Here is a 20,711-nt window from a genome sequence, read left to right on the forward strand (position 1 = left end):
GAATAGAGAAAAACGCCTGGTTTTTAGCCCTACTCCACAAATAGTGAGAAGAAAAACAATAAACCATTTATTACGAGGGGCGAGATTAAGAATAAACAGTTTTGCCGGTAAACAGCAAGAACTTTATTGATTTTAGGAAAGTGATAAATTATAAAATAGTTTACGGGCAGAAATACGGGTCAACAAGCCGTTAACAAGGTTAAGAAAAAGAAAGAACTTTTTGAATACAATACACTTTTTTAATTCGTTATATTTAAGGTTAAAGTAAAAAATTAATTTATGCAGGATAGCAACGGAAAAGATAAAAACCACGGCGGACATAAGAACAAACCCGGAATTAACCGAGGGAGGCAGAATTACAGGAAAAGATATCATAACAGACAAAAAAGCTACAAGAAAGATAATCCACAGGCGCAAAACGAGGCAAGAGAGGACAACAAGGTATTAAACCTGAACAATCAATCAGTATCGGTGGTTGTACCGTTACTAAACGAAGAGGAGTCGTTAAAAGAGCTTGCGGGATTGCTTGAAAGCGTGCTTGGTTCTTTGAACTGCAACTATGAAGTAATTTTTGTGGATGACGGAAGCACGGACAAATCATTCGATAGAATCCGCGAGCTTAACGCTGCAAACAAAAGGTTTAAATGTATAAAATTCAGGAAGAACTACGGTAAGTCGGCGGCTCTTGCGGCAGGATTCAAAGCAGCAAAGGGAAGTTTTGTTATAACGATGGATGCAGACCTGCAGGACGACCCGCGTGAAATACCCGACCTAATAAAGACATTACAGTCGGGATACGATTTAGTGACGGGATGGAAGAAAGTAAGATACGACCCTTTTATAAAACGCAACACTTCAAAAATATTCAATTTTGTAACCTCAAAAGTTTCCGGAGTAAGGCTGCATGATTTTAACTGCGGCTTAAAAGTATACAGAAAAGATGTAGTTAAATCACTAAAGGTTTACGGTGAAATGCACAGGTATTTACCCGCATTGGCGCATTTATCAGGGTTTAGAGTAACAGAAAAGGTAGTGAAACATCACCCGAGAAAATTCGGAAAAACAAAATTCGGAGCGAGCAGGTTTATAAACGGGTTTCTTGATGTGCTTACCGTTATGTTCACGACCAAGTATATAAAGAAACCACTTCATCTATTTGGAATGCTGGGAATGCTCTCGGGTGCTGCGGGATTTGTCATTATTGCATATCTCACAATCCTGAAATTTGTTGAAGGGGCGTATATAAGCAACAGGCCTCTGTTTATAGCGGGTGTGCTTCTGGCGATAGTGGGTGTGCAGTTCTTTTCGCTTGGTTTAATTGCAGAGATGATAACGAAGGCAAACGCAAACCAGGAAGACTTTTTAATTGAAAAAACTTTATAGGCGATGGCGTTGAATTCAGTAAGCAATAAAGCACAAATAGGTAAAAACGTAACAATTGGCGACTTCACGGTTATAAAGGATGACGTTGTAATCGGGAATAACGTTACGATAGGTTCGAATGTGATTATTGACGACGGTGCAAGAATTTCTGATAGCGTTAAGTTTCATCATGGTGCTGTCATTTCCACGATTCCACAGGATCTTAAATTCGGAGGCGAGGTTACAACGCTTGAAATAGGCGAGAACACAGTAGTCCGCGAATACGCAACGCTTAATAGGGGAACAAAGGCAAGTGGTAGAACGATTGTCGGAAAAAATTGTCTATTAATGGCTTATTCACACGTAGCGCATGATTGTAAAATCGGAGATAATGTTATTATAGCAAACAGCGGAAACCTCGGAGGGCATGTAGAGGTCGGCGATTGGGGAATTGTCGGTGGACTTGTTGCAATACATCAATTTGTTAAGATAGGCGCTCATGCACTGCTGGCGGGGTTTACGAAGGCGGTGAAGGATGTTCCTCCTTATATAATAGCCGGCAGCAATCCGATGAAGTATGAGGGAGTGAACGTTATAGGTTTAAAGAGAAGGGGATTTACACAGGAGCAAATAGATTCAATAAAAGAGTTTTACAGATTACTTTATAAATCAGGACTAAATATTTCCAATGCAGTAAAGGAGATAAAATCCTCTCAGCCACAAACGAAAGAAACGGATTTAATTATAGATTTTATTTCAAAAAGCACACGCGGAATACTTACAGATAAAGAAAAGTGAGCAAAAACCTTGAAATAAAAGTTGAGATAGAAAATCCCGCGGAGATAAGAAATCTTGCAAAGGAATTCTGCAAAGGTAAAAAGTACGAGGTGTTAATACAGAATCAGGAGGATATTTATTACAAGGTTAAGAAAGGACGGCTTAAGCTCAGAATAATCGACGGTATAAATGGAAATCTTATACACTATTACCGAGGAAATAGAAAACGGAAGAGGGTTTCCGATTATACGATTTCCGAAACAGACACTCCGCAGGCTTTGGCAAGCATATTAAATTCATTATACAAAAAACTTGTTATTGTTAAGAAAGAAAGAGAAATCTTTATCATAGACAATATAAGAATACACATAGACGCGGTTAAAGGACTCGGGAAATTTCTGGAGTTTGAAGTAATAATAAAAACGATTTCAAAAGCAAGGAAAGAAATGAAAAAGCTCATAGAACATTTCGGGCTTAATGAAAAACAATTTATAAAAGTATCTTATTCAGATTTATTATTAAAAAAAGGGGGAGTGAATGCCGGTTAAAAAATTAATCTCGAAAGAGGCGCAGCATATAACCACAAAGGTTCTGCAGCTTATGAAAAACCACCACGAAAAGATAACAATGCTGACGGGGTATGACTATCTTACGGCGAAATTCCTTGATGCATCGGGAATAGAGCTTGTGCTTGTGGGCGATTCGCTAAGCAACGTTATTCAGGGAAACGAAACAACTCTTCCCGTAACGCTTGAAGACATGATATACCACGCCTCGATAGTTCGCAAAGGAGTTGTAAGGGCAATGGTAGTCGCGGATATGACTTTTATGAGCTATCAGGTTGGCGAGGACGATGCCGTTCGCAACTGCGGAAAGGTTATGAAGCTAACGGGATGCGACGCAATAAAAATGGAAGGCGGAAACTACATTGCCGGAACGGTCAGAAGGCTTGTTGAGATTGGGATACCCGTAATGGGGCACCTTGGACTGACGCCACAATCAATAAACAAATTCGGCAGTTACAAGACACGAGGCATAGACAAATCGGAAGCCGACCAGATTTATAAAGACGCACTGATTTTACAGAAAGCGGGATGTTTTTCGATAGTGCTTGAAAAGATACCAGCAAAACTCGGGAAGAAAATTTCTGATGCGCTTACAATTCCAACAATCGGCATAGGAGCCGGACCTTACTGCGACGGACAGGTGCTCGTCACACAGGATATGCTCGGAATGATAGAGGAGTTCAAGCCGAGGTTTGTGAGAAAATACATGAACCTTGCACAGGATATGAAAGATGCATTCATACGGTATATAAGCGACGTTAAGGAAAATAAGTTTCCGACGGATGAGGAAAGTTATTAACACAAAGGATTAAAACATGGACTTCCTGCATTACGAGTTGTTTAAAATAGGCGGAGAGGCGATTACACTTATTTCCATTATTGTATTTGCCGCTGTATTTATTTTCATCCTAATAATTTCCAAGCTGCTAAGGCGTTTTCTCCTTAAACGAGTCTTTCCCAGAAATGAAATCAGCGAGGGGGTGGGACGCTCAATTGCCAGAATAATTAATTATATCATGCTGGTAATAGGTTTATTGATTGCGTTAAGCTCTGCCGGTATTAACGTATCGCTATTGTTTGCGGGGGGTGCGGCAATAATGGTCGGAATAGGTTTTGGTTTGCAGAATATTGCAAACAATTTTATAAGCGGGCTGATAATACTTTTTGAACGACCGATAAAAGAAGGCGACTTTATTGAAATAGCGGGTAAAATGGGGACTGTGGTTTCTATTTCAGCAAGAAGTACAAAGGTTGAAACAAATTCCGGAGTTATGATTATCGTTCCGAACTCTTTCTTTATAGAGAAAGAAGTTATAAACAGAAGCTATGTAAACAAGACACAGATAGAAATTCCGGTTACAATATCGCACGACGCGGATTTTGAAAAGGTAAAAGAAATACTTATAAGACTCGGAAACGAAAACGAACTTGTGTTAAAAGAATTCCCGCCGAGCGTTTCCTTTTCTGAAATTACAGAACTTGGTATAGTTACAAAATTATGGGTATGGATTAAAGACCAGGAAATGTATGCTGCGATCCGTTCTCAGATAAACTACAGAATACTTCAGGAGTTTAAAAAAGAGGGAATAAAATTTCCATTCCCAAAACGCGAAGTTTATAATGGCTGACGCGGAATTACAGAGAATAAAAATAGTACTTGGCGATATAACCCATCAGCAAACCGATGCAATCGTAAACGCAGCAAACAACTCGCTGCTTGGCGGAGGTGGAGTTGACGGGGCAATTCACAGGGCTGCGGGCAGAGAACTGCTTGAAGAATGCAGGTTGTTAAATGGCTGTCATACAGGCGACGCAAAAATTACCAAAGGATATAATCTAAAAGCAAAGTACGTAATTCATACTGTCGGACCCGTATGGCGAGGCGGAAATAACAACGAGGAAAAACTATTAAGAAGCTGCTACAGAAAATGTTTTGAACTTGCCGTGCGGCATAACATAAGAACGATTTCCTTTCCCGCAATAAGCACGGGAGTTTACGGATACCCATTAAAACCAGCGGCGGAAATAGCAATCAGAGAATCTCTCGAGCATTTAAAGGAAAACAGCAATCTCGAAATGGCTGCGTTTGTATGCTTTGATATGAATAGTTACAACGTTTATCAGGAGACCCTGAAATAGATAGTTGGTTAATTACTACTCATTCCTGTTTCATAAGGTTCGACCTGCCCCAAAAGAAATAAGCTGTAATGTTTATTTACTTTTAAAAAACTGTGTTCTCAGGTTAATAATATTTTGTTGTTACCAAATGTTTTATTTCTATTATTTTGTAAAAAATTATATTATATAAGAGCTGAAATCCCAAGTTGTATCACAATTGTTCAACCCGCAAATAATGAATCATCCCCTCATATAAATCAATATTGCCGAAATGTCCGATGGACGCACCCCGGCAATCCTGCCCGCCTGACCAATCGATGCAGGTTTAACCTTGTTGAGCTTGTCGAGTGCCTCCGCGGATATTGATTTTATTCTGTTATAATTAAAACCCGCCGGTATCCTGAGGTCTTCCATTTTGTTGAACTGTTCAACCTGCTCCGTCTGACGCCTTATGTATCCCTCGTATTTAACATCAATCTCAACCTGGTTCAACACTTCCTCGTTATTCCTGATTTCTTCCAACAATCCGTTTCCGCTAAACACGTCGAGAGAAAACAGCTCTTTTAGGCTTACTTCGTTCCTTCTGAGCAGGTTTGTAAGGAACTCATTCTGGTCTATCGGGCTTGAATTATTTGCTATTAGCAACTGATTTATGTCTTTGGGCTTAATCGTGTTCGAGTAAAGATATTTTATTCCTTCTTTGATAAGCTCTTTATTCTTGTTTACCAAATCAAGATATTTTTTCTCTATAAGCCCGAGTTCGTGTCCCTTCTCCATTAGCCTGATTTCTGCGTTATCCTGTCTGAGCGTGAGACGGTACTCCGCAGATGAAGTAAACATCCTGTATGGCTCTTCGGGTACTTTGTTTATCAAGTCGTCAATCAATACTCCGATATACGCCTCGCTCCTTTTTAATATAAATGGCTCTTTTTTCAGTATCTTATTTGCCGCATTGATGCCCGCAACCAGCCCCTGCGCGGCTGCTTCCTCGTAACCTGAGGTGCCGTTAACCTGTCCGGCGTTGTATAGACCGGAGACTAATTTAGTTTCAAGTGTCAAATAAATCTGATATGTCGGAAAAAAATCATACTCAACCGCATATCCCTGTTTTACTAAAACCACATTTTCCAGCCCGGGTACGGTTCTTGCCGCTTTTTGCTGAACATCATAAGGAAGGCTTGTAGAAAATCCGTTCATGTAAATGGTCTTACCGTCAAGAGTTTCCGGTTCGAGAAATATCTGGTGCCGCGGTTTATCTGAAAAACGTGAAATCTTATCTTCAATTGAAGGACAATACCTCGGTCCCACTCCCTTAATCCTTCCCGTAAACATCGGTGAGTGCTCAAAGCCTGTTCTCAGTTCCTCATGTGTTCTTTCGTTAGTGTGTGTCAGATGGCAGTCTATCTGTTTTTGGAGTGGAAATTTATGTTTGTCCCATTTCGTTTTAAAGGAAAAAGGAACGGGGTTCTCGTCGCCAGTTTGAATTTCAGTCTTCGAGAAATCAATCGTATCAATATCAAGTCTTGGCGGTGTTCCTGTTTTTAGTCTGCCCGTTTCAAAACCGAAAGAGTGCAAACATTCTGACAGACCGGTTGCGTGCTTTTCGTCTATTCTCCCTCCGTGGGTTTGAATCGTTCCCGTATGCATGACGGCATTAAGGAATGTACCCGAGGTTATAATAACCGACTTGCATCCTATTTCATAACCCAGCTCAGTTTTTATACCTTTGACACTGTATTTATATCCCTCCGAACCATTGATTTCATCAACGGAAATTTCTATAACCATATCTTGAATTATGGTGATATTCGGAAGCGAAGAAACATATTTTGCCGCAGCTATTGAATATAAATTTTTATCGGATTGACATCTTGGCGACCATACCGCAGGACCTTTTGACTTGTTCAACATCTTAAACTGTATCCCCGTCTCATCTGCTAATATTCCCATTATACCGCCGAGAGCATCAACCTCTTTTACAAGATGCCCTTTAGCCGTTCCCCCTATAGCCGGATTGCAGCTCATCCTGCCTATTGCATTTATATCCATAGTAATTAGGCCTACGGATAATCCCATTTTAGCGGAGGATGATGCAGCTTCTATGCCGGCATGCCCGGCACCGACCACAATAATATCATAATATTTGAGTGTTTTAACTGTCAAAAGTGATAAATTTTTTGTGGAAAACATAATCTTTCTTATAAATCAGCGTGCGGCTCTTTCTATTGTTTCACGTGAAACATTTCTCGTAACTTTGTCATAGCTCTCAATAAATCCACTGCGTTCTATCCAGACTTCTGTATTGTACCGCCTCGCTTATATGCGCCGCCTGAATATCCGGTTCCCCTGTCATATCCGCAATCGTTCTCGCAACCTTAAGAATTTTGTCATAAGCCCTGGCAGAAAGACCAAGTTTTGTTGTTGCCATCTTGAGTATCTCTTCCGAGGCTTTGTTTAATTTGCAGAATTCTTTTATCTCCTTCGAGTTCATTCCAGCATTCGAGTATAGCCCCTTGTGGTTTTTGAATCTCCCAGTCTGAATCTCTCTTGCCCTGATTACCCTCTCCCTTATTACTGAAGATTTCTCTGATTCTCTTCTTCCTGTGAGCTCGTTTATATTGACGGGATTTACGTTAATGTGAATATCAATCCTATCAAGAATAGGTCCCGAGATTTTTGATAGGAATCTTTGAATGTCATATCCTGAGTACATGCTCATTTCTTTTTGCGAACCCGCAGGAGTCGGATTCATTGCTGCAACGAACATGAAATTTGTCGGGTATTGTACGGATAGTTTTGCTCTGGAAATAGTTACAACTTTATCTTCAAGCGGTTGCCTTAAAACTTCAAGCACGTTCTTTTTGAACTCCGTCAGCTCATCAAGGAAAAGCACTCCGTTGTGTGCGAATGATATTTCACCGGGTTTTGCATCCGCTCCCCCTCCGACAATGCTTACATCCGAAGCTGTATGATGCGGCGATCTGAAGGGTCTGATTGTAATAACCGACTTCCCCGCAGGAAGTATTCCAGCAATAGAATGAATTTTTGTCGTCTCCAACGACTCTTCTCTTGTAAGCGGCGGTAATATTGTAGGCAGCCTTTTTGCCAACATCGTTTTCCCGGAACCCGGCAGCCCTATCATGATTATATTGTGTCCTCCTGCTGCAGCAACCTCCATCGCCCTTTTAACTTCCTCCTGTCCCTTTACGTCTGAAAAGTCAATAATATAATCCTGCGATTCATTAAATATTTTCTCTTCGTCAACTGTATGCGGCATGACTGCAAGGTCACCGTTTAAGAAGTTTGCAACTTCTTCCAGCGTTTCAAACGGATACACGTTCACTCCGCCCACTATAGCCGCCTCGTCGCCGTTTACTTTTGGAAGTATTATACCGTCAAAATTCTGCTTTCCCGCTTCTATGGCAATAGGCAGAACCCCTGAAACGCTCCTTAACTTTCCGTCCAGAGAAAGCTCCCCAAGTATAACAAAATTTCTTATTTTATCAGGCTCTATCTGCCTCGTTTCTGTAAGTAAAGCAACGGCTATCGGAAGGTCAAGTCCCGAGCCCTCCTTTTTAATGTCGGCAGGAGATAAATTGATTGTTATTTTCTTTGCGGTTGGAAATACGAACCCGGAATTCTTGATTGCCGCCGATACCCTGTCTCTTGATTCCTTTACTGTGTTATCGGGCAGCCCGACTACAGTAAAAGTACCCTTGTTCATATTTTCAATATGAGTTTCTACACGGATTGTATAAGCATCGACACCAACAGTAGCCGATGTAAAAATTTCGGTTATCATACTGTTTTAACAGCTATTTATCTATATATTGTTAGTTCTTCTTCTTAAATACAAGAGTTATCGGAACCCCTGAAAATCCAAAATGCTCTCTCAGTTTTTTCTCCAGATACCGTTTATAATTTTCTGTGATTAAATTCGGCTCATTCGTGAAAAAACCAAAAATCGGGGGTGATGATTTCAGCTGAGTTATATAATTTATCTTAATTTCTTTTCCTCTTGATGCCTGCGGCGGCATTCTTCTTATTTCATCAAGCATCTTTTCGTTCAGCTCTGAGGTTTTTACTTTCTTGTTTCTTTCGTCGTAAACCGCTTTCGCTTCTTCTATTACTTTGTGAATTCTCTGCTTCGTCAGCGCCGAGATAAAAATGAACTTCAGGAATCTGTAGCTTTTCAGATGCTCCGTAATCTTAGTCTCAAAAAGCACGTATGTTTTCGAATCCTTTTCAATTAAATCCCATTTGTTTATGACTATAAGCAGGCCCTTCTTGTATTTCAGTACGTCTTCTATTATTCTTATATCCTGTTTGTCGAGTTTAAACGAAGAGTGTTTCAAATCGGATACGTCTCCCATGCCTTCCATTATAACCGTTGAATCTATAACAAGTATTGCAACGTTGCAGCGTTCCATTGCTTTGTATGTCCTTACCGTCGAGAAGAACTCTAATGATTCATCCCGTTTTGCTTTGCTCTTTTTTCGAAGCCCTGCCGTATCAATAAGGACAAGGGTTTCGCCGTGGTACTTTATTTCAGAGTCGATTGAGTCGCGTGTCGTTCCGGGAATATCTGTAACTATATTCCTGTCTTCTTTAAGTATAGCATTCACGATTGAGGATTTTCCCGCATTCGGTCTTCCGATTATTGCAAACTTAATCTTATCGTCCTGAGTCTCCTCCCCTTCTTCAAAATCTTTAGTTACATCATCAAGAAGTTCTGCAACCAGTTTTCCCGAAAGCGCCGATACAGCGTGGGGTTCGCCGAGTCCGAGAGAAAAGAATTCATTCTTATTTATTTCGTGCTTGTTGTTGTCAATTTTATTTACAACTAAAAATATTTCCTTACCGCTCGAATATTTCCGTAGGTTATTGCCAATCTCAAGGTCAACAGGATGAAGCCCGTTCTCGCCGTCAACAACGAATATCACCTTATCCGCCTCTTCTATTGCAATACGCACCTGCTCGCGTATATGCTTGTTAAACTGCTCGTCGGAATCCGGTACGAACCCGCCCGTATCAATCAGAAAAAATTTCTTTCCCGTCCATTCCGCCTCGCCATAGTTCCTGTCCCGCGTTACGCCGCTCTCATGATGAACAATCGCAACCCTCTTTCCTATTATCCTGTTAAACAGCGTGGATTTCCCCACGTTCGGCCTTCCAACTATCGCAACAACTTTTTCCATCCTTTAAAATAACTCTTTTGAAGATTATAGACAGTACAAAATATACAACATTTAACATCTAATTTGTGCTGAGCACTGACTCTTATTGAACAGATGTAAATTAAGTTTTTGTTTTTTAAAGTTATTATATGTAATTTATTTTATAAATATGTTTTATAACAAATTCGTTTGCGGGTTTCCGTTAACAGAAAGAACATATTGTCATGAAAAAACTAACGCTAATCTTATTCCTTGTTTTTGCTGTAAATACCTATGCACAGTGGGTGCAGGTGCCTGCTTTTCCATCGGGCAGATACAGCAGGTTATTAAATTTTAATGGTGCCGTTCTTGCCGGTGGTCATAATGTCTTTAAATCAATCGACGAAGGTTTAACATGGACGGTTTACTATCAACAACCTTTTCCAAATGATATAAGCGCATTAAGCAATGTTGACGGTAATGTCTGGCTGAGCAGTTTTTATACAAACGTTTACACAACAAACAATGGTCTTAACTGGATTAATGTTAATCTTAATAAATATGTTTACGACTTCGCTTTTTATAACGGAAGAATTTTTGCTGGTACGGAAAGTTGGAGATGTTTTTATTCTACAAACATGGGATTGAACTGGACGGTGTGCGATGATATTTGGGTAGATGTAAAATGTTTTTATAGTGCAGGTGCAAATTTTCTTGCGGGTACATCTCAAGCTTTGTACTATTCGACTAATAGCGGAACAAACTGGAATCTTGCACAACCCAGCGGCACACCGTTTATTCATGCAATTTGCGGCCTCAACTCCAAATTTTTTACCGGGATAGATTTAATTGGTGTCTGGTATTCTACAAATTATGGTGTTAACTGGAGTCAAACAGCGCTGAACAACGGCAGTGTCATGGCATTACAGACATTCGGAAATTATATTATTGCAGGCACATGGAGCAATGGTGTTTATGTTTCCTCCAATGACGGCGCATCATGGTTTCAAAAAAATGAGGGGCTCAATGGACAAAATATAATTTCGCTTGCTATATCAGGAAATACAATCTTTGCAGGTACAGAAAGCAACGGTATCTTAAAAAGACCCTTATCCGAAGTAGTTGGCATACAAAATATCAGCAATGAAATACCCTCTTCTTATTCCCTCGGGCAAAACTACCCAAACCCTTTCAACCCAATCACTGTTATCGGTTTTCAGCTGCCGGTTGTCAGTGACGTATCGCTGAAAGTTTATGATATTCGCGGCAAAGAAATCCAAACACTCGTTAACGAAAGGCTGCAGCCCGGAACGTTTGAAGTAACTTTCAACGGCTTGGGTCTCAACAGCGGAGTCTATTTTTATAAACTGTTTACAAATAATTATTCTAAAACAAAAAGAATGATTTTAATAAAATAAAATTTTATCTGCTCATTTCGGGGTGTCTTTTTTATCTTAAAAGACACCCCAAAACCTTTCCCCCTTATTTCAGAACTACCATTTTCCTCTTTTCAAAAAAGGTGTTTGTTTTTAGTGTGTAGAAATATATGCCGCTTGCAAGATTTACTGTATTGAATTCTGCCGTGTATGTTCCCGCTTTTAAATTTCCGCTGTAAAGGTTTTCTATTTCTTTGCCGAGCATGTCATATACTCTTAGTGTTACCATTTCCGGTTGTGCAATAGAAAATTTTATGGTAGTTATCGGGTTAAACGGGTTTGGATAGTTCTGGTATAGTTTGTAGCCGGTTATTTGCTCTGTTGATGGATGTATTCCTGTCGGGTCAATTATTTTTATTACGAATATGCACGTTGCATTTGCGTTTGCAGTGTCTGTAACTGTCACTTTAATGCTGTCTGTTCTCGGTACGGCTGGATTAACAGTGAATGTTCTTGCAGCAGGATTGAAACCGATGTATGACGGTAATGGACTGCCGTTTTTTAATGTCGCAGTGTATGTAAGAGTGTTGTTGCCGTCGTCGTCTATAAATGTGCTGTCTGGGATTGTATAAACAAAGTTATGACCCATCGTGTCCGTTATGTTTGGTATCTGGTATTGCAAATATGGTGCGAAGTTTGTCTGCCTTAACGTGTTTATGAAACTTGTTGATACCCACTTTAAATCATCGTTAGAACCGAATGTCATGTACAATCCGTCTGGCGTCACATCTCCGGACCTTTCTTCAAATTGTGTGTTGATTCTTCCCCCAAGGTTCTTTGGGTTTGTCCATTTTCCGTTTGTCTTCCGGTATGTTATGTATAAATCATTACCCCCGAAGCCACCCGTCCTTGTTGATTTGAATACCATATAGCTTTCGTCAGGGGATGCATATGGATCCCCCCAGGTCTGTGTTGTGTTTGCATAGTTTACAGGATATGATAGTATGACTCGGGGCTGATACACTCCATTGCTATACTTACTTTTTGCTATCAGGCCGTTGCTCATTGAAAAATATACCGATGTGTCGGATACGATGCAGCAATGATACTGGTCAGCAACGGTATTCGGAGGATTACCCATGCTTATAGGATTGCTCCATAAAGTGTCATTTTTTACAACATATGATAAATCAACTGCCCCAACCTGATTTTGAACTAAGGTCGCACTTAAATATATTCGCGAACCGTTAAACGCAAAGAAAGGTTCGTTGGTCATTCTGCCCGCCGTGAATGGCGTGTTTATGGGCGTTGTCCAGTGGTCGTTTTTGTATTCGGAATACATTGTGTAAGCTATTCCCGGATTTGGCCAGAACTCAATAGAAAAGAATAACGCTTTTCCGTCTGGCGAAAATGTGATACAGACTTCTTTTCTGTTTGCCTTTGAAATTAAGCCAGGTGCGAATACAACAGCCGAATCTCCGGGGCGCGGCTGTGCAAAATACAAACTATCAAAAGGTATTGCCTGAGAGTAGATGTGCTCGTTCGCAAAGCACAGCATAAATACTGCAATTAATAATGTGATTCTCATTGTGATTAAATTTGTTTTTATTAAAAATGTTTGTTGTGATATCATTATTATTTATTCTCAATTAAGCGAAATATTATAATCGTTTAGTTTATTACAAAATATACGAGCGAAAAATCATCATGAATAAACAAATTCAGCGAACCCTCTCGTAAAATCAGTGAAAGGGTGTATTAGCCGTATGAATCCGTTCAGAATGTTTTAAGGATGTAATTCTGTGGAAACCTGAAAGATAAAAAAGAGGTCCCCGCCTGAAGTCCGCGGGGACCTTAAAATTACTTCCTTCATTTATACCGGTAGATATATTTCTGTTGGTATTAGAACTATTTTAATACTACCATTTTTCTCTTTTCATTATATGATTCTGTTTTCAGTACATAAAAGTAAATACCGCTGGAAAGATTTGCTGCGTTGAAATCGGCGGTGTAAGTGCCAGCCTTTAAATTTCCGCTGTACAGATTCTCAATTTCTTTGCCGAGCATATCATATACTTTCAAAGTTGCATATTCAGACTTTGGTAATGAAAACTTTATTGTTGTTGTCGGATTAAACGGATTCGGATAGTTCTGGCAGAGTTTGTACTCGTTTGGTATTTGTTCGTTTGTTGGATGTATGGATGTAGGATTTATTACGTTCAGATAAAAAGTACAAGAAGTTGATACATTTGCCGTATCTGTTGCAATTATTTTCAAACCGGTTGTTCCGATTGTGTTAGGGTTGAATGTAAACGTTTTTGTAGTTGGAGCAAAGTTTATCCATGATGGCAAAGCACTGCCATTGCTAAGTGTCGCGGAATAAGATAGCGTGTTGTTGCCGTCATCGTCCACAAATATGCTGTCTGGTACGGCGTAAGTCAAAGCATGATTAACCGTATCAATAAGATCCGGTATTTGATATTTCAAATATGGAACAAAATTAGTATGCCTTAAACTGTCAATAACGTTATCAATTTTTACCCAGTAAGTGTAGTAAGAAGCCATTGAACTTCCGCCTCTTGTGAAGAAAAGATATTTATTATCGCTTGTTACAACCGGACAACATTCGTAATTATTTGTTGTGTTTATGTTTGGTCCGAGTGATTTTGGGTTTGTCCATCCGCCATTACTTTTATGGTACGTTATGAATAAATCATACGGTGGTGATAAACGAAAATATATAATAAATGATTCATCTCTTGCAACAAAAAAGTCGTTTTCTGTTGCTGTAATATTTATTGGTTTTCCTAAACTCTGGATTGTTGTGTCTATATTATTAATCACGAGTTTGCAAATATCGCTGTTTCCGCCGGGTGTTGATGCGAGATAGTAATTTTTTAATTGCGTTTCCTGAAAATAATGTGTTTGTAAATTAGTTGACAACAATTTAACAGGAGTGTTCCAGCCGGTGCTGTTTCTTTTTGAGTAATAAGACCATGATACATTGCCTATATCCTTTTGCATATATATTGTACTATCATTCATAGAAAGCCCCGGAGCAACAAAACCTTCGAAAACAATGAGTGGTCCTTCCCATTTATTGTTAATGTACTTATAACATTTTACTCTTGAGCTTGAAGGCGGCCAGTTATTTAATTCGCTGTAATATATTTCTTTACCGTCTGAACTAATACTTATTCTTTCAACAGGACGCAGACCACTACTAAAATGTAATTGGAATACAACAGGACTATTCCCTGGACGTGTTTGTGCAAGATATAAACTGTCAGATGGGATTGGCTGAGCAAATCCTAATTCCAACAAAAGCAACGAAAGAAGTATTATGTGAATTAATGTTTTCATAACATTTTATTTTAATTTATATTGAAGATTTTATACAAATATACGCGGGAAAAATGAGATTGGGTAACTATATTCAGTGAAGTGCGGGGAAAAATCTGTGAAGGGACATGTTTGTAAAGTGAAAACGGACTTAGAAAAACACCTTATTTAAAATTCTAATATTTATCGTTAATTGTTTTAAATCCTGTTTAGCGGTAACGCCTGAATTTTTATTGCCTTACTTTAATTACTACGGCTCCACTCTTTCTGCCTTCTTCAACGTACCGATGGACTTCTACTGCTTTGCTTAGCGGAAAGCATTTGTCTATCACTGTTTTAATGTTTCCTGATTCAATAATAAACCTGATGAATGCAAGGTTTTTCCCATAATTCAAAAAAGAAAAGATATATGAAATTTCCGTGGAGTAATGATTTTGAAATTCCGTGCCATAGTATCAACGAAGTTTGCTGAAGCTGCAAAAACGTTTATGAGTATTTCATTTTCGTTGGAGTAGATTTTTCAACCTCTTTCAGTTGAAGTACTTCGGACGCTCCCTATTTTGTTAGTACTACTGCTTTCATATTTATCGTTTCATTCATTTATTACGTTTGTATTAAGTCTGTTTAATAATAACGCAAACAGTCGGGGCGTATGAATGAAAATCTTTATTTGTGATTTTTTAACTCTTTCCAATTCAATATAGTCCCCACGGTAAACGCAATACCAGCTGCCAGAAATACAAGATGGGAAATCACTCCCTGAATCAGGGTTTCTCCTTTCAGTACCCCCATTATCTTTAAAACGGTTATTATGATAAATAACTCGCGCAGGAAAAAAATGCTGCTGATAATAATTAAACCCGAACGTAATAGAGGCAGATGTCTGATGATTCCGGAACCGGATAAAGCATACAGCCCAAAGAAAACTAAAATCAAAGCCGCCCCTCCACCAAATAGAAAAAGCTGTAGCCTGTTTTCCAGTAGCGATGGAGGTGCCCGAAAATAAGAAGCTGCTGCAGGAGAAAGAGAAAGGATGGTTTGAATAATCGCCATTGAAAAAACTAAACCGGCGGCTATTTTGAGCCATAACATTTTATTGGTGCTATTTTCTATTGGTTCCATTTTGTTCTATATTATGGAAATCCGGCGAAATACACATTGAAGAAATTATCAATTTTTCCGTCTGACTCGAAAGAAAAAATTCTGATATAGTCCAATAATTTTCCGACTAAACCGGCGGCTATTTTGAGCCATAACATTTTATTGGTGCTATTTTCTATTGGTTCCATTTTGTTCTATATTATGGAAATCCGGCGAAATACACATTGAAGAAATTATCAATTTTTCCGTCTGACTCGAAAGAAAAAATTCTGATATAGTCCAATAATTTTCCGACTAAGTAAGTTGAATATAAAACTTTATCAAGATTCAGTGAAATAGCAGTAATTGTTATATCACCTTCCATCCACGATTGGCTGCTGTCTGGCAGTGCGGAATTCTAATAAACTTTTTGAATAGCATTTTTAGATACAGGGAAATCCAGCGACTTCGTTTTTCCGAATAAGTATAGAGTATTTTTATGAACGGCGAGTGTTGTCCAGTGATCACTGCCAGAACCTCCCAGATATGTGGAAGCAATATATCTGCAATTATTACTGAATTTTATTACATAATGGTCATTGTGCCTTTTATGGATTTTTGGTAAGCATTATCAGATACAGGCAAGTCCAGTGACTCAGTCGTAAAGCCGGCATACACGTTGTCATAATCATCTGTTGCTAATCTTAAACAATAGTTCTCAGATCCGGAACCGCCAACATAAGTTGAGTAAATTAATTCACCTTTAGGAGACAATTTCATTAAAAATCCATCGCCTCCTGTCACATCATTATCACTATGCCCCTTATAAATTTTTTGCCAAGCATCGTTTGTTACCTTTAGGCTTTCACGCGTTCCCCCTGCAACAAATATATTCCCATTCTTATCAACAACAGAAGGAGTCGAAGTATGCACTCTTCCGCTGGATGCTAGTAGATTGAAAAACTATTTTCTGTGCAAAAATGCTGGAAGCGATACCAACACAAATTAAAGCGCAATTAAAAATGTTTTCATAATTTTAACTTTACGTTAATTTTAAAATTTAAATACTGTTATTTTTCAAATTCATTTTGAATTTCGTTCTCATATTCTTTGTCGTATCCGATTTTCAAATGTCTTTCGAACAATTCTTTCAGTAAAACACACTCGCTCTTGTCTTTGCTGCCTAACAAATTCAACAATGCAGCATAATAGCCCGATACTATCATTCCCGAGATTCGCGGTATGTCATTATTCACAAGCGTTTTAAAATCTTTAATGTTTTCAACCCGTAGTAAATTTTCCAATTTGTCGTAATTAAATGCAAATTCCTTTTCTTTTGTTGATATTGGGATTAATTGTGAAACTAACCCGCAATTTTGGAAATATTTATTTAATCCTCCATAAAACACGGTAGAACAGAAATTTGAAAAGTAAATGGGACGTTGAGAGAAATTATTTTCTATTATTTGAAGTAGAATGGCTCTTTGCGGACTAAGGTATGTGCGTTTTTTTGCATTTTCGCTTTCAATTTTTGAGTGCATACGTTCCGAAAATAAATCGGGCGATAATTCCCATTGTAGTTGGTAGTTATCAGGTAGTTTAAACTGTTTTTTATCTGTCTGTGAAACTTGAATTGAAACAGTAGTTGTATCCCATTTGAAAGGGTGAATATCAAGTATTTGTTTATCAGTTAGTTTTATCTCAATGTTTCTCACGCTACCTTTTAATCCGTTTTTCAGAAACTGTACATACCAGGGACGATCAATATTTCCTATAGGTATAAGGGTTATATCGGTTCTCAGATTTTCGTGTAATTGTAAATAAGAACAAACGTCAAAATCTGCATTTCCTCCAGTGAACAAAATAGCGTTTTCATTGCAGCTGTTTAAAAAATTTCGCCCGAACTCTTTCAACCAATCGGGATATGCACCTTTGTCATTGGCTAATTTGTAATAATATTTCAACTTCCCGGCATCATAATTCTGCATTGCTATGAAAGCATTTCCACTGCATTCAGCACCATAGAAATACTTGGCATCGCCATAGTTGGGATTGAGCTGAAGAGCTTTGTCCAGATATTGAAATATTCGTTCAGAATAAGAAAAGTCGTATCCGCTTAATGGTCTGCTGTCGTAAGCCCTGTAATGATTGAACCAACCTAAATAATAATAAATTTCGGCATCGTTTGGAGTTTCTTTTACTGCTTGTTCTAATAAATGAATGGCTTCGTTGTAATGCTCTTTTTTAAATTCTTCCAATGCTTGCTCTTTCAAGTTCAGTTCTTGTCCACAACTGTTTAAGATGAACATGGCAATAAATAGTATTGTTGTAATAAGTCTCATTATCTTATCTTGTTAACTTTCCTCAAACGTTTGATGGTCTCGTTTTTAAAAATGTTTATAATTTATTTTAAATGTTTTTCATAATGACAACAAATATGATAATTCCTAATATTATAAGATATAAACAAGGCTTGGCAAAATTTAAAGTCCAATCCATCCATTGATTTCTTTCCTTGCATTTAACTCCATTGGCAAAATACAATTGTAAACAAATTTATTTACAGGAGTCTCAACCCCATATTTCTGTCCAAGCCTGACCACTGTTCCGTTTTGATAATCAATCTCCGAAGGCTTTCCTTCCCAAACATCTCGTGTTAACGCGGATGTGGAACTATACGGGTAAGTATCAATAAGGGAAACTGTTTCTTCAACAAAACCGGATTAGATTATTACTCCAGCCTTTTGGGATAGTTTATAAATCTCTTTTAATAAATCAACCACCATTTTCCGTGTCTGCTAAAAGTTCTCTAAGTTCACCGTATCTCGTTTTTGTAACAACCAGCAGTACTCTAACACAGATAGTAATAAACTTTTTCTATATATCTGCATTAATATCATCTGATATTTTCGAATTTATACCTGCCATATCGAACATATCCTTTATTTTATTAAGCCGTTCTGTTTTGAAGTTATTTATTTCCCCGAAAACAATTGAGGACTCTACGCCAAAATGATTTATGATTGCGGGTGATTCTATCTTGCTAATAATAAAACACAAACCTCCAACAATATTAGATTCATCAAGAGGTTCCTTTAATTCATAGATTGCCGAGATACCATTTTGCAGTGGAATTACCATCATATTTTCGTTAACAACTTCTTTTAGTTTTTGAGCAATATCTTTTACCTGCCACGCTTTTACGCAGAGTAAAATCAAATCTGCTGTATTCAAATCGTCAACTCTATCTGTTACATTAATCCTGTCGATTTTGAAGTCTCACTTTATGCTTTTTACGGTTAAACCATTTTCCTGTAATGCTTTTAAATGTTCTCCGCGGGAAATAAATGTTACATCAAAACCTGCAAGTGCGAGTTTTCCGCCGAAATATCCCCCGACTCCTCCGGCTCCGATAATTACTATTTTCATTTTGATAAGAATGGTTATTATTAATAGTTCTATTGTTGTTATTTTTTATTCTCCATATAATCTGCTGCAAACCGAACCCAGTCTTTTACAGATTTATCTAAATAAATATCGGGTTGTATTCCGATATTGTCAATCGGGTAATCAGGAAGTCTCATAGATCTCCACGTAGGCATCATAAGTTTATAATTTTTGCATCCAAAATCGAAAAAACTTGCAGACCCGTAGTCCAATGCACCATACGTTGGTGTTCCCAGTATTTTTACTTTTTTACTTTGTTTAGCATCGAGCACAAAAGCCTCTCCGGAACTTGCTGTTCGGCGGTTCACTAAGATAACAACCTGTTTTGGACTGCGCTCTGCAAGTTTAATAGTGTCAACGTAATAATCGGTAGAATCGGTATTTACAAATTCCCCCATTTTCCCTTTAAAAATTGTAACCCATTCTTTAGCCCTGCTCTTTCCTTCCTCGTCATCATACCAACCTTCTATTTCGTCAATTAACGTTTGAGTTACAAGAAATTCCATTCCTAATCCCCTGACATTATTTGTATGTATGTATGGTAGTAAATCAACGTATGCATCATAAGTGCCTCCTAAATTATTCCTTACATCAATAATTAAATTCTCGCTGCTTTCGATTGTTTTCTTGTTATCTGCTAATAATTTCTTAATTCTTTCTACATAATTATGCTCAAAACTGGATAGACAAAGCAAAACAGTTTTTTCTGATACCTTTTTAAAGTAACAACCATCAATTTCCTCCATTCTTGATTTGATTTCACTCTCTGATAGGTTCGGTATTGGAAACTCTTTTATAAATTTGGAATTTTTAAAATACAAAACCCAGCCGTCAACTAATTCCCACATTTCTTCAGACAATGAATGATCCCTCAGATAGTATTTTGCCTTACCATTTTCGAGTAGCCTGAATTTGATTTCATTAGCTTTCCAGAAGTTGGTATCTGCCTCAATGATAAATCCCTGATATTCTTCGTTCTGCTTAACTATTCCAACTTTATATGCCCCGGATCTCCATATACCTTCAATTGGATCAGTAGTTTTAAGTATTCGCTTTTGGAACTCTTCCTGACTGATGGTAACTTTGTTTTGCTGAACATTTAGCTCTTGTCCGGATGGGTATATACTTATATGTCCGTCTCTGAAAAAATCTTTGTAACTTCTCAGTAATTCAATACAGTTCGATTCTGATATACTTCCTGCTTTTGTAATCAGGTTTTCTTTGAAACTATTGTATAGTATTCTGTCTTTTGTCTTGTCTTTAAATCCCGGGTATTCAGTTTCTACTTTTTGAATTAATTGATTTAATGCTTGCTCACAGCCGCAGTCAGTCTGTGAATATGAAATTGATGTAATAATTAATGTTAATAGTACAAAAGTCGTCAAAATAATTTTACTATTTATCATAATATGTTTTGTTAAATGCCGGTTTCCTTCACTGGTATTTCTTTGTTTATTTTTCATCTTCTTTTATCTCCATTCTTTATA

General features: G+C 38.1%; 19 protein-coding genes and 1 pseudogene. 7 read left to right on the plus strand and 13 right to left on the minus strand.

Annotated elements, in window-relative coordinates; genetic code table 11:
- Positions 1–279: 279 nt before the first annotated feature.
- From WC644_02740 to WC644_02765, 6 genes are read left to right on the plus strand one after another with little or no spacing between them, the layout of a single operon-like run.
- The gene (locus WC644_02740) at positions 280–1,383 is read left to right on the plus strand and encodes a glycosyltransferase family 2 protein (GenBank protein MFA5010849.1); all 1,104 of its coding nucleotides are present in this window, start codon (positions 280–282) and stop codon (positions 1,381–1,383) included.
- A gap of 3 nt (positions 1,384–1,386) precedes the next feature.
- Positions 1,387–2,160 (plus strand): acyl-ACP--UDP-N-acetylglucosamine O-acyltransferase, encoded by a 774-nt coding sequence (gene lpxA, locus WC644_02745; GenBank protein MFA5010850.1) that lies wholly within the window; start codon positions 1,387–1,389, stop codon positions 2,158–2,160.
- Positions 2,157–2,687 (plus strand): class IV adenylate cyclase, encoded by a 531-nt coding sequence (locus tag WC644_02750; protein ID MFA5010851.1) that lies wholly within the window; start codon positions 2,157–2,159, stop codon positions 2,685–2,687. Before lpxA ends, WC644_02750 begins: the two co-directional genes overlap by 4 nt.
- Complete coding sequence (gene panB / locus WC644_02755; protein ID MFA5010852.1) at positions 2,677–3,504, plus strand: 3-methyl-2-oxobutanoate hydroxymethyltransferase; 828 nt, start codon at positions 2,677–2,679, stop codon at positions 3,502–3,504. Before WC644_02750 ends, panB begins: the two co-directional genes overlap by 11 nt.
- 16 nt (positions 3,505–3,520) lie before the next feature.
- Complete coding sequence (locus WC644_02760) at positions 3,521–4,333, plus strand: mechanosensitive ion channel domain-containing protein (GenBank protein ID MFA5010853.1); 813 nt, start codon at positions 3,521–3,523, stop codon at positions 4,331–4,333.
- Positions 4,326–4,844: an O-acetyl-ADP-ribose deacetylase gene (locus tag WC644_02765; GenBank protein MFA5010854.1), complete on the plus strand. Its 519-nt coding sequence runs from the start codon at positions 4,326–4,328 to the stop codon at positions 4,842–4,844. The genes WC644_02760 and WC644_02765 overlap by 8 nt, the downstream gene beginning before the upstream one ends.
- A 219-nt stretch (positions 4,845–5,063) precedes the next feature.
- On the opposite strand, the gene mnmG is transcribed toward WC644_02765, so the two are convergent.
- From mnmG to der, 3 genes are all read right to left on the minus strand, one after another.
- Positions 5,064–6,986 (minus strand): tRNA uridine-5-carboxymethylaminomethyl(34) synthesis enzyme MnmG, encoded by a 1,923-nt coding sequence (gene mnmG / locus WC644_02770; GenBank protein MFA5010855.1) that lies wholly within the window; start codon positions 6,984–6,986, stop codon positions 5,064–5,066.
- A gap of 103 nt (positions 6,987–7,089) precedes the next feature.
- Positions 7,090–8,625, minus strand: coding sequence for a YifB family Mg chelatase-like AAA ATPase (locus WC644_02775; protein MFA5010856.1), 1,536 nt, complete (start codon positions 8,623–8,625; stop codon positions 7,090–7,092).
- A 31-nt stretch (positions 8,626–8,656) separates the two neighbouring features.
- Complete coding sequence (gene der / locus WC644_02780; GenBank protein MFA5010857.1) at positions 8,657–10,021, minus strand: ribosome biogenesis GTPase Der; 1,365 nt, start codon at positions 10,019–10,021, stop codon at positions 8,657–8,659.
- 203 nt (positions 10,022–10,224) lie between these two features.
- Between der and WC644_02785 the strand changes: the two genes are divergently transcribed.
- Positions 10,225–11,397, plus strand: coding sequence for a T9SS type A sorting domain-containing protein (locus WC644_02785; GenBank protein ID MFA5010858.1), 1,173 nt, complete (start codon positions 10,225–10,227; stop codon positions 11,395–11,397).
- 64 nt (positions 11,398–11,461) lie between these two features.
- Here WC644_02785 and WC644_02790 read toward each other — a convergent pair whose 3' ends face one another.
- The 10 genes and pseudogenes from WC644_02790 to WC644_02835 form a co-directional block, all read right to left on the minus strand.
- The gene (locus tag WC644_02790; protein ID MFA5010859.1) at positions 11,462–12,943 is read right to left on the minus strand and encodes a T9SS type A sorting domain-containing protein; all 1,482 of its coding nucleotides are present in this window, start codon (positions 12,941–12,943) and stop codon (positions 11,462–11,464) included.
- Between the two features lie 320 nt (positions 12,944–13,263).
- Positions 13,264–14,718: a T9SS type A sorting domain-containing protein gene (locus WC644_02795; GenBank protein ID MFA5010860.1), complete on the minus strand. Its 1,455-nt coding sequence runs from the start codon at positions 14,716–14,718 to the stop codon at positions 13,264–13,266.
- A gap of 209 nt (positions 14,719–14,927) precedes the next feature.
- A complete protein-coding gene (locus WC644_02800) occupies positions 14,928–15,113 on the minus strand; it encodes a zinc-binding dehydrogenase (protein ID MFA5010861.1) in 186 nt (61 codons plus the stop codon).
- Positions 15,114–15,363: 250 nt separating this feature from the next.
- Positions 15,364–15,819, minus strand: coding sequence for a hypothetical protein (locus WC644_02805; protein ID MFA5010862.1), 456 nt, complete (start codon positions 15,817–15,819; stop codon positions 15,364–15,366).
- 11 nt (positions 15,820–15,830) lie between these two features.
- A complete protein-coding gene (locus tag WC644_02810) occupies positions 15,831–15,986 on the minus strand; it encodes a hypothetical protein (GenBank protein ID MFA5010863.1) in 156 nt (51 codons plus the stop codon).
- A 376-nt stretch (positions 15,987–16,362) separates the two neighbouring features.
- Positions 16,363–16,710 carry a hypothetical protein gene (locus WC644_02815; protein MFA5010864.1) on the minus strand — a complete coding sequence of 116 codons (348 nt, stop codon included), beginning with the start codon at positions 16,708–16,710 and terminating at the stop codon, positions 16,363–16,365.
- A 137-nt stretch (positions 16,711–16,847) separates the two neighbouring features.
- A complete protein-coding gene (locus WC644_02820; GenBank protein MFA5010865.1) occupies positions 16,848–18,119 on the minus strand; it encodes a hypothetical protein in 1,272 nt (423 codons plus the stop codon).
- A gap of 141 nt (positions 18,120–18,260) precedes the next feature.
- Positions 18,261–18,470, minus strand: coding sequence for a ketopantoate reductase C-terminal domain-containing protein (locus WC644_02825; protein ID MFA5010866.1), 210 nt, complete (start codon positions 18,468–18,470; stop codon positions 18,261–18,263).
- A gap of 184 nt (positions 18,471–18,654) precedes the next feature.
- Positions 18,655–19,206 (minus strand): annotated as a pseudogene (locus WC644_02830) (2-dehydropantoate 2-reductase N-terminal domain-containing protein).
- 38 nt (positions 19,207–19,244) lie between these two features.
- The gene (locus WC644_02835) at positions 19,245–20,687 is read right to left on the minus strand and encodes a S41 family peptidase (GenBank protein MFA5010867.1); all 1,443 of its coding nucleotides are present in this window, start codon (positions 20,685–20,687) and stop codon (positions 19,245–19,247) included.
- Positions 20,688–20,711: the final 24 nt, after the last annotated feature.

This window comes from Ignavibacteria bacterium, from assembly GCA_041649015.1.
Taxonomy (GTDB): Bacteria; Bacteroidota; Ignavibacteria; order Tepidaquicellales; family Tepidaquicellaceae; genus CAIKZJ01.

What these genes read in the sequence shown, in the direction of transcription:
- WC644_02740 (MFA5010849.1), top strand. Translation starts at nt 280, where the DNA reads ATGCAGGATAGCAACGGAAAAGATAAAAACCACGGCGGACATAAGAAC.
- lpxA (MFA5010850.1), top strand. Translation starts at nt 1,387, where the DNA reads ATGGCGTTGAATTCAGTAAGCAATAAAGCACAAATAGGTAAAAACGTA.
- panB (MFA5010852.1), top strand. Translation starts at nt 2,677, where the DNA reads ATGCCGGTTAAAAAATTAATCTCGAAAGAGGCGCAGCATATAACCACA.
- WC644_02760 (MFA5010853.1), top strand. Translation starts at nt 3,521, where the DNA reads ATGGACTTCCTGCATTACGAGTTGTTTAAAATAGGCGGAGAGGCGATT.
- WC644_02765 (MFA5010854.1), top strand. Translation starts at nt 4,326, where the DNA reads ATGGCTGACGCGGAATTACAGAGAATAAAAATAGTACTTGGCGATATA.
- WC644_02775 (MFA5010856.1), bottom strand. Translation starts at nt 8,625, where the DNA reads ATGATAACCGAAATTTTTACATCGGCTACTGTTGGTGTCGATGCTTAT.
- der (MFA5010857.1), bottom strand. Translation starts at nt 10,021, where the DNA reads ATGGAAAAAGTTGTTGCGATAGTTGGAAGGCCGAACGTGGGGAAATCC.
- WC644_02785 (MFA5010858.1), top strand. Translation starts at nt 10,225, where the DNA reads ATGAAAAAACTAACGCTAATCTTATTCCTTGTTTTTGCTGTAAATACC.
- WC644_02790 (MFA5010859.1), bottom strand. Translation starts at nt 12,943, where the DNA reads ATGAGAATCACATTATTAATTGCAGTATTTATGCTGTGCTTTGCGAAC.
- WC644_02795 (MFA5010860.1), bottom strand. Translation starts at nt 14,718, where the DNA reads ATGAAAACATTAATTCACATAATACTTCTTTCGTTGCTTTTGTTGGAA.
- WC644_02805 (MFA5010862.1), bottom strand. Translation starts at nt 15,819, where the DNA reads ATGGAACCAATAGAAAATAGCACCAATAAAATGTTATGGCTCAAAATA.
- WC644_02810 (MFA5010863.1), bottom strand. Translation starts at nt 15,986, where the DNA reads ATGGAACCAATAGAAAATAGCACCAATAAAATGTTATGGCTCAAAATA.
- WC644_02820 (MFA5010865.1), bottom strand. Translation starts at nt 18,119, where the DNA reads ATGAGACTTATTACAACAATACTATTTATTGCCATGTTCATCTTAAAC.
- WC644_02835 (MFA5010867.1), bottom strand. Translation starts at nt 20,687, where the DNA reads ATGAAAAATAAACAAAGAAATACCAGTGAAGGAAACCGGCATTTAACA.